12 protein-coding genes and 2 rRNA genes (1 of these 14 only partly in view) are annotated in these 13682 nt (G+C 72.0%); 12 read left to right on the top strand and 2 right to left on the bottom strand.

Going from position 1 to position 13682, the window contains the following annotated elements:
* The 4 genes from OIE12_RS07230 to OIE12_RS07215 form a co-directional block, all read left to right on the top strand.
* Nucleotides 1-1029: ribosomal RNA gene (locus OIE12_RS07230) — 23S ribosomal RNA — on the top strand (it extends 2095 nt beyond the left edge of the window).
* Nucleotides 1030-1140: 111 nt separating this feature from the next.
* Nucleotides 1141-1257: ribosomal RNA gene (rrf, locus tag OIE12_RS07225) — 5S ribosomal RNA — on the top strand.
* Between the two features lie 246 nt (nucleotides 1258-1503).
* Nucleotides 1504-2703, top strand: a complete 1200-nt coding sequence (locus tag OIE12_RS07220; RefSeq protein WP_329132916.1) for a hypothetical protein — start codon at nucleotides 1504-1506, stop codon at nucleotides 2701-2703.
* Nucleotides 2685-3371, top strand: coding sequence for a hypothetical protein (locus OIE12_RS07215; protein WP_329132914.1), 687 nt, complete (start codon nucleotides 2685-2687; stop codon nucleotides 3369-3371). Before OIE12_RS07220 ends, OIE12_RS07215 begins: the two co-directional genes overlap by 19 nt.
* Nucleotides 3372-3502: 131 nt before the next feature.
* Here the strand turns inward: OIE12_RS07215 and OIE12_RS07210 are convergent, their stop codons facing one another.
* Entirely contained in the window at nucleotides 3503-4789 is a 1287-nt protein-coding gene (locus OIE12_RS07210) for a DUF1015 domain-containing protein (RefSeq protein WP_329132912.1), read from the bottom strand.
* 83 nt (nucleotides 4790-4872) lie between these two features.
* Between OIE12_RS07210 and OIE12_RS07205 the strand changes: the two genes are divergently transcribed.
* From OIE12_RS07205 to OIE12_RS07190, 4 genes are all read left to right on the top strand, one after another.
* On the top strand, nucleotides 4873-5904 hold the full coding sequence (locus OIE12_RS07205; protein WP_329132909.1) for an HAD hydrolase-like protein: 1032 nt from the start codon (nucleotides 4873-4875) through the stop codon (nucleotides 5902-5904).
* Nucleotides 5905-5980: 76 nt separating this feature from the next.
* Nucleotides 5981-7027, top strand: coding sequence for a FecCD family ABC transporter permease (locus OIE12_RS07200; RefSeq protein WP_329132907.1), 1047 nt, complete (start codon nucleotides 5981-5983; stop codon nucleotides 7025-7027).
* A complete protein-coding gene (locus OIE12_RS07195; RefSeq protein ID WP_329132905.1) occupies nucleotides 7024-8076 on the top strand; it encodes a FecCD family ABC transporter permease in 1053 nt (350 codons plus the stop codon). Before OIE12_RS07200 ends, OIE12_RS07195 begins: the two co-directional genes overlap by 4 nt.
* Complete coding sequence (locus tag OIE12_RS07190) at nucleotides 8073-9020, top strand: ABC transporter ATP-binding protein (protein WP_443053774.1); 948 nt, start codon at nucleotides 8073-8075, stop codon at nucleotides 9018-9020. Before OIE12_RS07195 ends, OIE12_RS07190 begins: the two co-directional genes overlap by 4 nt.
* 92 nt (nucleotides 9021-9112) lie before the next feature.
* Here the strand turns inward: OIE12_RS07190 and OIE12_RS07185 are convergent, their stop codons facing one another.
* Nucleotides 9113-9460: an SCP2 sterol-binding domain-containing protein gene (locus tag OIE12_RS07185; RefSeq protein ID WP_329132901.1), complete on the bottom strand. Its 348-nt coding sequence runs from the start codon at nucleotides 9458-9460 to the stop codon at nucleotides 9113-9115.
* A gap of 42 nt (nucleotides 9461-9502) precedes the next feature.
* Between OIE12_RS07185 and OIE12_RS07180 the strand changes: the two genes are divergently transcribed.
* The 4 genes from OIE12_RS07180 (at nucleotide 9503) to recN (ending at nucleotide 13414) form a co-directional block, all read left to right on the top strand.
* Nucleotides 9503-9808: a hypothetical protein gene (locus OIE12_RS07180; protein WP_329132900.1), complete on the top strand. Its 306-nt coding sequence runs from the start codon at nucleotides 9503-9505 to the stop codon at nucleotides 9806-9808.
* Between the two features lie 14 nt (nucleotides 9809-9822).
* The gene (locus OIE12_RS07175) at nucleotides 9823-10638 is read left to right on the top strand and encodes a TlyA family RNA methyltransferase (protein ID WP_329132898.1); all 816 of its coding nucleotides are present in this window, start codon (nucleotides 9823-9825) and stop codon (nucleotides 10636-10638) included.
* Nucleotides 10635-11540, top strand: coding sequence for an NAD kinase (locus tag OIE12_RS07170; protein ID WP_329132896.1), 906 nt, complete (start codon nucleotides 10635-10637; stop codon nucleotides 11538-11540). Before OIE12_RS07175 ends, OIE12_RS07170 begins: the two co-directional genes overlap by 4 nt.
* A 131-nt stretch (nucleotides 11541-11671) precedes the next feature.
* Nucleotides 11672-13414: a DNA repair protein RecN gene (recN, locus tag OIE12_RS07165; protein ID WP_329132894.1), complete on the top strand. Its 1743-nt coding sequence runs from the start codon at nucleotides 11672-11674 to the stop codon at nucleotides 13412-13414.
* Nucleotides 13415-13682: the final 268 nt, after the last annotated feature.

Below are 13682 nucleotides of genomic sequence, written 5' to 3'. Positions count from 1 at the left end.
GGGCGAAGCTGAGAACTTAAGCGCCAGTAAACGGCGGTGGTAACTATAACCATCCTAAGGTAGCGAAATTCCTTGTCGGGTAAGTTCCGACCTGCACGAATGGCGTAACGACTTCTCGACTGTCTCAACCATAGGCCCGGTGAAATTGCACTACGAGTAAAGATGCTCGTTTCGCGCAGCAGGACGGAAAGACCCCGGGACCTTTACTACAGTTTGATATTGGTGTTCGGTTCGGCTTGTGTAGGATAGCTGGGAGACTGTGAACATCGGACGCCAGTTCGGTGGGAGTCGTCGTTGAAATACCAGTCTGGTCGTGCTGGATGTCTAACCTGGGTCCGTGATCCGGATCAGGGACAGTGTCTGATGGGTAGTTTAACTGGGGCGGTTGCCTCCTAAAGGGTAACGGAGGCGCCCAAAGGTTCCCTCAGCCTGGTTGGTAATCAGGTGGTGAGTGTAAGTGCACAAGGGAGCTTGACTGTGAGACCGACGGGTCGAGCAGGGACGAAAGTCGGGACTAGTGATCCGGCGGTGGCTTGTGGAAGCGCCGTCGCTCAACGGATAAAAGGTACCCCGGGGATAACAGGCTGATCTTCCCCAAGAGTCCATATCGACGGGATGGTTTGGCACCTCGATGTCGGCTCGTCGCATCCTGGGGCTGGAGTCGGTCCCAAGGGTTGGGCTGTTCGCCCATTAAAGCGGTACGCGAGCTGGGTTTAGAACGTCGTGAGACAGTTCGGTCCCTATCCGCTGCGCGCGTAGGAGTCTTGAGAAGGGCTGTCCCTAGTACGAGAGGACCGGGACGGACGAACCTCTGGTGTGCCAGTTGTTCTGCCAAGGGCATGGCTGGTTGGCTACGTTCGGGAGGGATAACCGCTGAAAGCATCTAAGCGGGAAGCCTGCTTCGAGATGAGGACTCCCACCCACTTGATGGGGTAAGGCTCCCAGTAGACGACTGGGTTGATAGGCCAGATATGGAAGCCGGGTGACCGGTGGAGTTGACTGGTACTAATAGGCCGAGGGCTTGTCCTCAGTTGCTCGCGTCCACTGTGTAAGTTCTGAGACAACGAACAGTTGTCGGCAGAGAGCTGAACGCTACTCTTCAATTGAAAAGTGTGCTTGTTCGCTCGAAACCATTAGGGTTTCGGTGGTCATAGCGTAGGGGAAACGCCCGGTTACATTCCGAACCCGGAAGCTAAGCCTTACAGCGCCGATGGTACTGCAGGGGGGACCCTGTGGGAGAGTAGGACACCGCCGAACAATCTTTGGAGGACCCTTGGTCCCAGCGACATGCTGGGGCTGAGGGTCCTTTTTGCATTTCCGGATTTTTTCAACTGAGCGCGTCGGGTACCCGGCAGCGCGAGAATGACCGCAGTACCGAAGAACAGGAGTTCCCCATGTCCACCAACTCTCCCGACGAGCGTCCGGAGCGCGAGCAGCGCCGCCGGGACAGTGGTGACCGAGGCGGGTTCCGCGGCGGTCCGCGCCGCGACAGCCGTGACGGCCGTGACAGCCGCGATGGCGGTCGTGGTGGTCGCGACAACGGCCGTGGTGGGTACGGCGATCGGGACCGCGGAGGCTTCGTCCGACGCGACGATCGGCGTGATGACCGGCAGGGAGGTGAGCGGCGTGGTGACGACCGTGGTGGCTTCCGCCGCGACGACCGCCGTGATGACCGCGGGGGCTTCCGCCGTGAGGACAACCGCGGTGGGTTCCGCCGCGACGACGAGCGCGGTGGCGGGTTCGGCCGGCGTGACGACCGGCGCGAAGGCGACCGTGGGGGACGTCCGCCGTTCCGTCGCGACGATCGCTCCGGGGCGCCCCGTCGGGACGACCGTGACCGCGGCTTCCGCCGTGACGGCGACCGGCCGGCGTTCCGCCGCGATGACCGACGCGAGGGCGATCGTCCCGCGTTCCGCCGTGACGACCGACGTGACGGCGACCGACCCGCGTTCCGGCGTGACGACCGACGCGATGACCGTGGTGGGTTCCGCCGCGACGACCGTCGGGACGACCGGCGTGATGACCGCCGTGACGACCGACGCGGCGATGACCGCCGTGGAGGCTTCCGTGGGCGGGACGACGACCGCGGGGGCTACCGGGGTCGGGACGATCGTGGTGGGTTCCGGAGCGAGGAGCGTGGGGACCGCGGTGACCGCGGCGGGTTCCGTCGTGATGACCGTCGTGATGACCGGCGCGATGACCGCCGTGGCGACGAGCGCGGCTCCGGGTTCCGTCGCGATGACCGCCGTGATGACCGGCGTGACGACCGAGGCGGTTTCCGGCGCGAGGACAGCTACGGGCGGGGCGGCCAGGGGCAGGGTTTCCGGCGCGACGACGATCGCCGGGGGTACGGGCGCCGTGACGACGACCGGGGCGAGCGCGGCGGGTTCCGCGGGCGCGACGACCGCGGCCGTGACGACCGTGGCCGCGGTCCCCGGCGTGACGACCGTCGCGACGACCGGGGTGGGCGCCCCGGTGGTTTCCGCGGTCGTGACGACCGCCGTGACGACCGCCGTGACGACCGCCGTGACGACCGCCGTGACGACCGTCGGGACGACCGGCGTGGCGGTGGGCGGTTCCGCGACGAGCGTGACCGCGACCACCGGGACCGTGACCGCGATCGCGAGCCGATCAAGCGGCTGCCGATCCCTGAGGACGTCACCGGCGACGAGATCGACAAGGACGTGCGGCAGGAGCTGCTGAGCCTGCCCAAGACGCTCGCCGAGGACGTCGCCAAGAACCTGGTGATGGTCGCCCGGCTCATCGACGAGGACCCCGAGGGCGCGTACGGGTACTCCAGGGTCGCGCTGCGGCTGGCGTCCCGTGTCGCCGCCGTGCGCGAGGCGGCCGGGTTCGCGGCGTACGCCAACCAGAAGTACGGGGAGGCGCTCGCCGAGTTCCGGGCGGCGCGGCGGATGACCGGCAACACCGACCTGTGGCCCGTCATGGCCGACTGCGAGCGTGGGCTCGGCCGGCCGGAGAAGGCGCTGGACATGGCCGGGGCGCCCGAGGTGCACAAGCTGGACAAGGCCGGGCAGGTCGAGATGCGGCTCGTCGCGGCGGGGGCACGGCGGGACATGGGGCAGCTGGACGCGGCGATCGTCACGTTGCAGAGTCCGGAACTCGCGTCCACCTCCGTGCAGCCGTGGACCGCGCGGCTGCGGTACGCGTACGCCGACGCGTTGCTCGCGGCGGGGCGCGAGGGGGAGGCGCGGGAGTGGTTCGCCAAGGCGGTGGAGTCCGACAAGGACGGGAGCACCGATGCGTCGGATCGGTTGGCGGAGTTGGATGGGGTGGAGTTCGTGGATGCGCTTGGTGACGGTGAGGAGCCGGAGGATGGCGTGACCGGTCAGGATGACGGCGAGAGCTGAGGTGTGTGTGGGGGTGGCTGGGGAGGTTTTTTCGCCCCCGCCGCCCCTTCCCTTTCCCGTCCCCCGGGGGCTTCGCCCCCGGACCCCCTCAAAAGATTGCGCAGTTCCCCGCGCCCCTTATGGGGCGCGTCTCACAGCCTTCTCAAGACCAAGCCCGACGCCGGCTTCGGGCCGAATGACGTTGATTTTCTCGGCATGGTGATGCCCTGTTGGGCCAGGGTGCGGACGATGTCTTCCTGGACCGGGTGGAGGAGTACCGCCGTGCCTCCGTCACGTTCCGCCTTTTCCACCGTGGACGCGGTGTCGTGTATGTAGGCGACCTGTTCCGGTGAGTCCTCTGGGATGCGCCAGACGTGCTTCAGGAGCGTGGCGTGCAGGACCGTGGCGTCCAGGGTGCGCCAGGGCTCGGGGCGGTCCGTGGGGATGGTGCGGGCCAGGAGGTCGGGGGAGGGGCGGTCGACCAGGTGGTAGGCGCCGTCGCCCGCGAGCAGGAACGCGTTGCCCGTGCCTGCCGCCTCCGCCAGGGCGTGCAGCGCCTCGGTGAGCGGTGTCCGCAGGTGTCGTACCCGGAACAGGCCCGTGAGCGCGGACAGCGCGGCTGCCGGCGGGAGCCCGGGCAGCAGTCGGTGGATGGCGCGGACGCGCAGCGGGTGGCGGGCGGTGTCGACGAGGAGGACCAGGCCGAAGTCCCACGGGCCGGGGGAAGGCTGTTCCGCGCGCAACCGCAGGTAGGTTGCCCAGCGGTGGTGGCCGTCGGCGATGAGGGCCTGGTGGCCGGCCAGATCGCGTTGCGCCTCGGCGATGTCGGCGGGGTCGGTGACCGCCCACAGCCGGTGGCCGAAGCCGTCCTCCGTGGTGGTGGAGAGCAGCGGCGCGCGCCCCGTGGCGCGCTTCACGACGGCGTGCGCGCCGGTGGTGCGGCCGTCGCCGCGGTAGGTCAGGAGCAGCGGTTCGAGGTTGGCGCGGGTGGCGCGCATCAGGTCCGCGCGGTCGGCGACGATGTGCGGCATGACGTCCTCGTGCGGGAGGACGACGCCGTCCGACGGCTCCGACAGACGCAGCGCGCCGATCAGACCGCGCTGGACGAGGCCGGTGGCGTCGCGCTGCTCGTAGACGTACAGGGCAGGTTCGGGGTCGCGGGCGAGGACGCCCTCGGTGATCCAGCGGTCCAGGGTCTGTGCGGCCCGTTCGTTGCGGGCGGAGGGTGTGCCGGCCTGCGGCAGGATCAGCCGGACGATGTTGTGCGGATCGGCGGACTCCAGGTGGAGCAGTCCGTCGGGCCGCACCACCACGTCGTACGGCGGTGACGTCACGGCGGCCAGGCTGCCGACGCGTGCGGGGTCGTAGCGCAGGCCCCGGAAGGGCATCAGGTCGAGACCCATGTGCGCGGGTGCGTCCCCGTGGCCTGCAGAGTTCATTCGAGCATCGTAAGTGCGCCGGTGGGGCTGTCAGTGCCGTGGGGGATGATCGGGGAAGACGAGTGAACGAGGAGCGATGCGGAATGAGCCGGACGACGGTCAGGACGCGGCCCGAGGGCAGCGAGCGGCCCCTGAGCGAGGCGTACGACACGGCGCTGCTCGACCTGGACGGGGTGGTGTACGCGGGGGGTGCCGCGATCGACCACGCGGTCGAGTCGCTCGGTACGGCCCGGGACGGCGGGATGCGGCTGGCGTACGTCACGAACAACGCGCTGCGTACGCCGGACGCGGTGGCCGCGCATCTGACGGAGCTCGGCACGGCGGCCGAGGCGTCGGACGTGGTGACCTCCGCGCAGGCGGTGGCCCGGCTGATCAGCGAGCAGGTGCCGGCGGGGGCACGGGTGCTGGTGATCGGCGGTGAGGGGCTGCGGGTGGCGCTGCGCGAGCGCGGGCTCACGCCGGTGGAGTCGGCGGACGACGATCCGGTGGCGGTGGTGCAGGGGTTCGGCGGGCCCGAGCTGCCGTGGGGGCGGTTCGCGGAGGCGAGTTACGCGATCGCGCGCGGGGTGCCGTGGTTCGCGTCGAACACGGATCTGACGATTCCCAGTGCGCGGGGGATCGCGCCGGGGAACGGGGCGGCGGTGGAGGTGGTGCGGATCGCGACGGGGGCGACGCCGCAGGTCGCGGGGAAGCCGTTGCCGCCGATGCACCGGGAGACGATCCTGCGGACGGGGGCGGAGCGGCCGCTCGTGGTGGGGGACCGGCTGGATACGGACATCGAGGGGGCGTTCAACGGGGGTGTCGATTCGTTGCTGGTGCTCACGGGCGTGACGGACGGGGCGCAGCTGCTGGCCGCGCCGCCGCACCACCGGCCGACATACGTCGACGCGGATCTGCGGGGGCTGCTCACGGGGCAGCCGGAGGTGTCGTCGGCCGACGACAGTTTCCGGTGCGGTGGCTGGACGGCCGCGGCGGCTGGCGGGGCGCTGCGGCTGGAAGGGGACGGCGAGACGCTGGACGGACTGCGGGCGCTGTGCGCGGCGGCGTGGACAGCGGCCGGGGAGGGCGCGTGCGAGCTGGACGGGGGGAAGGCGCTGGCGCGGCTCGGGCTGTGACCGGGGGCCGGTGTGCCGCGCGGTGCTCCCTGCCCCGCACGAAGGGGCGCCGGGCAGGTTAGGTTAACCTAACGTGGTGTTGGTCGACAGTCCTCCCCATCCGCGCGGCGCCGATGCCCCCGCGCCACCGGTCCGCCGGACGGCGATACGTGCCGTCGGGCTGCTCGTCTCGGTGGTGGTGCTGGCCGGGGTCGCACTCGCGAGTATCGCGGTGGGGGCCAAGGAGCTGCCGTTGGACCAGGTCTGGCACGGGCTGTTCCACGACACCGGGACGTACGCGGACGTGGTCGTCGGGGAGCGGGTGTGGCGGACGGTGCTCGGGCTGCTCGCCGGAGCCGCGCTCGGGCTCGCCGGTGCCGTGTTGCAGGCGCTCACCCGGAACCCGCTCGCCGACCCCGGCATCCTCGGCATCAACGCGGGCGCCTCCGCGGCGGTCGTCACCGCCCTCACCTACTTCGGCGTCACCTCGCTCAACGGCTACGTCTGGTTCGCTTTCTTCGGGGCCGCCGCGGTCGGCGCCCTGGTGTGGTTCCTCGGCGGCAGCCGGGGCGCCACCCCCGTACGGCTCGCGCTCGCCGGCACCGCGATCAGCGCCGCGCTCTACGGCTACCTCCAGGCCGTCATGATCATGGACGACGCGGCGCTGGGCAGGATGCGGTTCTGGACGGTCGGCTCGCTCGCCTCCGCGACGCACTCGACGATCGTCCAGGTCGCGCCGTTCATGGTGGTGGGCACCGTGCTCGCGCTCTCGCTGGCGCGGCCGCTGAACGCCGTGGCCATGGGGGACGACACCGCCCGGGCGCTCGGCGCGAATCTCAACCGCACCCGCGCGCTGTCCATGCTCGCCGCCACCATGCTGTGCGGCGCGGCCACCGCCGCCTGCGGTCCCATCGTGTTCGTCGGCCTGATGGTCCCGCACGTCGTACGGTCCTTCACCGGGCCCGACCTGCGCTGGATCCTGCCGTACGCCACCGTGCTGTCCCCGGTGCTGCTGCTGGGCGCCGATGTGATCGGACGGATCGTCGCCCGGCCCGCCGAACTCCAGGTCGGCATCGTCACCGCGATCCTCGGCGGTCCGGTGTTCATCCTCCTCGTCCGGCGCAGGAGGACGACGCAACTGTGAAGACCACACGCATCCGCCGGGTCCGCGCGGTCCGCACCCGCGGCGGGCTCTCCCTCCGGGTGGACGCCCGCGCGTCCGCCGTCGTCGTCCTGCTGCTGCTCGCCGCGCTCGCCGCGAGCGTCGTACTGATCGGCACCGGTGACTTCCCGATCTCGGCCCCCGACGTCCTCAGGACGCTGATCGGGAACGGGACCCAGATCCAGGAGTACATCGTCCGCGACCTGCGGCTGCCGCGCGTCCTCGTCGGCCTCCTCGTGGGGGCCGCGCTGGGGCTCGGCGGGGCGCTGTTCCAGTCGATCTCGCGCAATCCGCTCGGCAGTCCGGACGTGCTCGGGCTCGGGCAGGGCGCGACGGCCGGCGCGCTCACGGTGATCGTGCTGTTCTCCGGCAGCGCCACCGCCGTCACGCTCGGCGCGCTGGCCGGCGGACTGGTCACCGGGTTCGCGATCTACCTGCTCGCCTGGAAGCGGGGCGTGCACGGGTACCGGCTGGTCCTGGTGGGCATCGGCGTCTCCGCGGTCGTCACCGCCGTCAACGGTTATCTGCTCACCAAGGCCGACATCGTCGACGCCGCCCGCGCGGTGGTGTGGATGACCGGGTCCCTCAACGGCCGAGACTGGACGCAGGTGTGGCCGCTGCTCGTGCTGTGCGCGGTCCTCGTCCCGCTCGTCCTCGTCAACGCGCGCGGGCTGCTGATGACCGAGATGGGTGACGACCTGTCGTACGCGCTGGGCGTGCGCGTGGAGCGCGTACGGCTGGTGCTGATGGTGTCCGCGGTGCTGCTCACCGCCGGTGCCACCGCCGCCGTCGGACCGGTCGGGTTCGTCGCGCTGACCGCGCCCCAGCTCGCCCGGCGGCTGACCCGCTCGCCCGGGCCCAACCTCGTCCCGGCCATGTGCATGGGCGCCACCCTGCTGATCGTGGCCGACCTGGTCTCGCAGCGGGTCTTCGGCGCCGACCAGCTGCCCGTCGGCGTGGTCACCGGGGTACTCGGCGGGGCGTACCTGCTGTGGCTGCTGGTCACCGAGCGCCGGGCGGGCCGGATATGAGCGGCCCGGCGCGCGAGGACCCGGCCCACGCACACCCGGTGCACACACACCCGGCGCGCGAAGACCCGGCGAACAAGAACACCCGAAGGAGCACCGTGAACCGCCTGTCCGCCGACAACGTCACCCTCGCCTACGACCAGCGCGTGATCGCCGAGCAGCTGTCGGTGGAGATACCCGACAACTCCTTCACCGTGATCGTCGGCCCCAACGCCTGCGGCAAGTCCACGCTGCTGCGCGCGCTGTCACGGATGCTCCGTCCGAACGAGGGACGGGTGCTGCTCGACGGGCAGGTCATCCAGTCGATGCCCGCGAAGAAGGTCGCCCGCACCCTCGGGCTGCTGCCGCAGTCGTCGATCGCGCCGGACGGGATCACCGTCGGCGACCTGGTCGGCCGCGGCCGCTACCCGCACCAGGGGCTGCTGCGGCAGTGGTCGGCCGAGGACGAGCGGGTGGTCCGGGAGTCGATGGCCCGCACCCGGGTCGGCGAGCTCGCCGACCGCTACGTCGACGAGCTGTCCGGCGGGCAGCGGCAGCGGGTCTGGATCGCCATGGCGCTCGCCCAGCAGACCCCGCTGCTGCTCCTGGACGAGCCGACCACCTACCTCGACATCCAGCACCAGATCGACGTCCTCGACCTCTGCGCCGATCTGCACGAGGAACAGGGGCGCACACTCGTCGCCGTCCTGCACGACCTCAACCACGCGGCCCGGTACGCCACGCATCTCGTCGCGCTGCGGGACGGGCGGGTGGTGGCCGAGGGGGCGCCGAAGGAGATCGTCACGGCGGAGCTGGTCGAGGAGGTCTTCGGGCTGCGCTGCCAGATCATCGACGACCCGGAGACGGGGACCCCGCTGGTGGTGCCGGCGGCCCGCAGGGCCCGTGCGCAGGCGGAGACCGAGGCTCCCCGCGAGAAGGTCCCCGAGCCGGCCGCGGAAGCCTCCTGAACGGCCGCGGAAGCACGGCCCCTGCACCGGCCGCGGAAGCCTCCTGAACGGCCGCGGAAGCACGGCCCCTGCACCGGCCGCGGGTGAACCGGCTACAGAAGCTTCCTGAGCCGGAACAGGTCCCGCAGCCCCGCCTCCAGTTTGACCCGGCCCGAACCCCACGCCCGCGCGAACTGCAGTTCGCCGTCGACCAGGGCCACCAGGTCGTCGCCCGTCATCGCCAGCCGTATCTCGGCCTTCTCGGGCGGCAGTCCGCGCACGGTGTCGCGCACCTCGATCCGGCCGCCCCGCAGCCGGCCGACGAAGGTGACGTCCAGGTCGGTGATGCGGCAGCTCAGCGAGCGGTCCAGGGCGGCGACCGCCGCAGCGTCACCCTCCGCGCCCGCGAGGGTCTCGGAGAATCTGCGCAGCGCCGTACGGCACTCCTCGATCGTCGCCATCGGCATCGACGGTACCCCAGGGCCACGCGGTAGCGTCGGGGCATGACCGACGCAGTACCGGAGCCCCGGGCTCCGGAAGAACGGCCCCCGGCTCCGGACGAGGAGCCGGCGGCCCCCCGGGAAACCGACCCCGCGGCCCCCGCCCCGCTCCAGGTCCCCCGCACGCCCACCGGCCACCCCGGCGTCGACGCCCACCTCGACCGGCTGGCCGATGCCGACCACCTCGCCACCGACGGCCACCTGAAGGTGTACGAGGATGTACACAGAGGGCTGCGCGACGCGCTGACCGCGCTCGACTCCCGTCCGGGACCGCCGCCGCCCCCACCGACGCACGGCACACGGGACTAGGAGCTGAGGAGCACGTGGCAGGAGTGGCACGCCGCCGACTGGACGCCGAGCTGGTACGGCGGAAGCTGGCGCGCTCGCGGGAGCACGCGAGCCAGCTGATCGCGGCCGGGCGGGTCACGGTCGGCAAGACCGTCGCGACCAAACCGGCCACCCAGGTCGAGACCGCCGCCGCGATCCTCGTGGCCGAGGACGACGGCGACCCCGACTACGTCTCCCGGGGCGGCCACAAGCTCGCCGGCGCGCTCGAAACCTTCGTCCCGCGCGGACTCGTCGTCCGGGGGCGGCGGGCGCTCGACGCCGGCGCTTCCACCGGCGGCTTCACCGACGTGCTGCTGCGCGCGGGCGCCGCGCACGTCGTCGCCGTGGACGTCGGATACGGACAACTCGCCTGGACTCTGCGGAGCGATGAACGCGTCACCGTCAAGGACCGTACGAACGTACGCGAGTTGACGCTCGAAGCGATCGATGGGGAGCCTGTGGATCTTGTCGTGGGGGACCTGTCCTTCATCCCGCTCGGACTGGTACTGCCCGCCCTCGCGCGGTGCGCGAAGCCGGACGCCGACCTGGTGATGATGGTCAAGCCCCAGTTCGAGGTGGGGAAGGAACGGCTGGGCAGCGGGGGCGTCGTCCGCAGCCCCGAGCTGCGCGCGGAGGCCGTGCGCCAGGTGGCCGGGCGGGCGTGGGAGCTCGGGCTCGGGACGAACGGCGTGCGCGCCAGTCCGCTGCCCGGACCCGCGGGCAACGTCGAGTACTTTCTGTGGCTGCGAGCCGGGGCACCCGCACCGGACCCGGCCGACATCGACCGTGCAGTGGCGGAGGGGCCGCGTTGACACAGACCCAAGCTCGAACCGTATTCCTGCTCGCCCACACCGGGCGCCCGGCCGCCATCCGCAGCGCCGAACTCGTCGTCGCGGGGCTGTTGGACGCGGGACTCGGGGTGCGCGTCCTGGAGGCCGAGGCCGCCGACCTGCCGCTGCCCGAGAGCGTGCAGCTGGTCAAGGAGGCCACGCCGCAGTGCCTGGACGGCTGCGAGCTGCTCATCGTCCTCGGCGGTGACGGCACGCTGCTGCGCGGCGCCGAGTTCGCCCGTGCCTCCGGCGTGCCGATGCTCGGCGTCAACCTCGGACGCGTCGGCTTCCTCGCGGAGGCCGAGCGGGACGACCTCGACAAGGTCGTCGACCGGGTGGTCAGCCGCGCCTACGAGGTCGAAGAACGCATGACGGTCGACGTCGTCGTGCACCGCAACGGCGACATCGTGCACACCGACTGGGCGCTCAACGAGGCCGCCGTGCAGAAGGCCGGCGCCGAGAAGCTCCTGGAAGTCGTCCTGGAGATCGACGGGCGGCCGGTGACCGGGTTCGGCTGCGACGGCATCGTCTGCGCCACGCCCACCGGCTCCACGGCCTACGCGTTCTCCGCGGGCGGACCCGTGGTGTGGCCGGAGGTGGAGGCGCTGCTCATGGTGCCGATCAGCGCCCACGCCCTGTTCGCCAAGCCGCTGGTGACCTCGCCGGACTCGGTGCTCGCGGTGGAGGTGCTGCCGCACATCCCGCCGGGCGTGCTGTGGTGCGACGGCCGGCGCACGGTGGAGCTGCCGCCGGGCGCCCGGGTCGAGGTGCGCCGGGGCGCGGTGCCGGTCCGGCTCGCCCGGCTGCACCACGCGTCCTTCACCGACCGCCTGGTGGCGAAGTTCGCGCTGCCGGTGTCGGGGTGGCGGGGCGCGCCGAACTAGTCGCAGCCCGTCGTCCTGAGTCGTACGCGCATTCGGACGGGACCGCGCAACGAGCGACCCCCGGGGAAGTCACGACCTGCGGCTTCCCCGGTCGGGTGGGGTGGCGTCGCACATCGTGGCCGAAACCTCGTATGGTCGACGTCGTGTTGGAGGAGATGCGGATACGGTCGCTCGGGGTCATCGACGACGCGGTCGTCGAGCTGTCGCCCGGCTTCACCGCCGTCACCGGTGAGACCGGTGCCGGCAAGACGATGGTGGTCACCAGCCTGGGGCTGCTGCTCGGCGGGCGCGCGGACCCGGCACTCGTACGGATCGGCGCCAAAAACGCCGTCGTCGAGGGCCGCATCAGCGTGCCCGGCGAGGCCTCGGCCGCCGTACGGGCCGAGGAGGCCGGCGCCGAGCTGGACGACGGGGCGCTGCTGATCAGCCGTACCGTCTCCGCCGAGGGCCGCTCCCGGGCGCATCTCGGCGGGCGGTCCGTGCCGGTCGGGATGCTCGCCGAGCTCGCCGACGAGCTGGTCGCCGTGCACGGCCAGACCGACCAGCAGGGGTTGCTCAAGCTCACCCGGCAGCGCCAGGCCCTGGACCGGTACGCCGGGGACGCCGTCGCCGTACCGCTGACCAAGTACGCCGAGGCGTACCGGCGGCTGCGGGCCGTCGCCGCCGAGCTGGAGGAGATCACCACGCGCGCGCGGGAGCGGGCGCAGGAGGCCGATCTGCTGCGCTACGGCCTCGACGAGATCGCGGCCGTCGAGCCGCGGGCCGGCGAGGACGTCGAGCTGGCCGCCGAGGCCGAGCGGCTCGGGCACGCCGAGGCACTCGCCTCCGCCGCGACGGCCGCGCACGCCGCGCTGGCCGGCAACCCGGAGGACCCCGAGGGCATCGACGCCAACACGCTCGTCGCGGGCGCCCACCGCGCCCTGGAGGCCGTACGGTCGCACGACACCGCGCTGGCCGGCCTCGCCGACCGGATCGGGGAGATCGGCATCCTCCTCGCCGACGTGGCCGGGGAGCTGGCCGGATACGCCGACGACCTCGACGCCGACCCGCTGCGGCTGGCGGCGGTGGAGGAGCGGCGGGCCGCGCTCACCCAGCTCACCCGCAAGTACGGCGACGACATCGGTGCCGTCCTCGCCTGGGCCGAGCAGAGCGCCGCGCGGCTGACCGAGCTGGACGGCGACGACGAACGGATCGGCGAGCTGACCGCCGAGCGGGACGCGCTCCGGGCCGAGCTGGGCGGGCTCGCGCAGGAACTCTCCGACGCGCGGACCGCCGCCGCCGAGCGGTTCGCCGCCGCGGTCACCGCCGAGCTGGGCTCGCTCGCCATGCCGCACGCGCGCGTGACGTTCGCCGTACGGCAGACCGAGGACCCCGAGGGAGTCGAGGTCGGCGGGCGCACGGTCGCCTACGGGCCGTCCGGCGCCGACGAGGTCGAACTGCTGCTCGCCCCGCATCCGGGGGCGCCGGCGCGGCCGATCGCCAAGGGCGCGTCCGGCGGTGAGCTGTCCCGGGTGATGCTCGCGGTGGAGGTCGTCTTCGCGGGCACCGACCCCGTGCCGACGTACCTCTTCGACGAGGTCGACGCGGGCGTCGGCGGCAAGGCGGCCGTCGAGATCGGGCGGCGGCTGGCGAAGCTCGCGAAGAGCGCGCAGGTCGTGGTCGTCACGCATCTGCCGCAGGTGGCGGCCTTCGCCGACCGGCAGCTGCTGGTGGAGAAGACCAACGACGGCTCGGTGACCCGGTCCGGGGTGAAGGTGCTGGAGGGTGAGGAGCGGGTGCGGGAGCTGTCCCGGATGCTCGCGGGCCAGGAGGACTCCGAGACGGCGCGGGCGCACGCGGAGGAACTGCTGGCGTCGGCGCGGCGGGACGGCTAGCGGAAGGCATCGGGACCGGTCGGGGTCCGGGCCGGACCCGCTCCCGCCCGGCCTCACCCGTCGTGCGGCCCGGCTCGCCGTGCGGCCCGGTCCGTCGTGCGGCCCGGCCCGTTGTGCGGCCCGGCCCGTTGTGCGGAACCGGTACGCTCCTTCGCCGTAGGTGCGTTCGGGCGCCGGTGCCGCAACACCCGTGCGCCCTGGCATTGTTGACCCCACGCACGCCCCGGACGGCCGCGCGGGCACCGCCGTCGCCCGTCGTGCGCGCGTT

Origin of the sequence: Streptomyces sp. NBC_00670 (assembly GCF_036226765.1) — a bacterium.
Taxonomy (GTDB): Bacteria; Actinomycetota; Actinomycetes; order Streptomycetales; family Streptomycetaceae; genus Streptomyces.
This window is presented reverse-complemented; position numbering and strand designations above follow the sequence as displayed.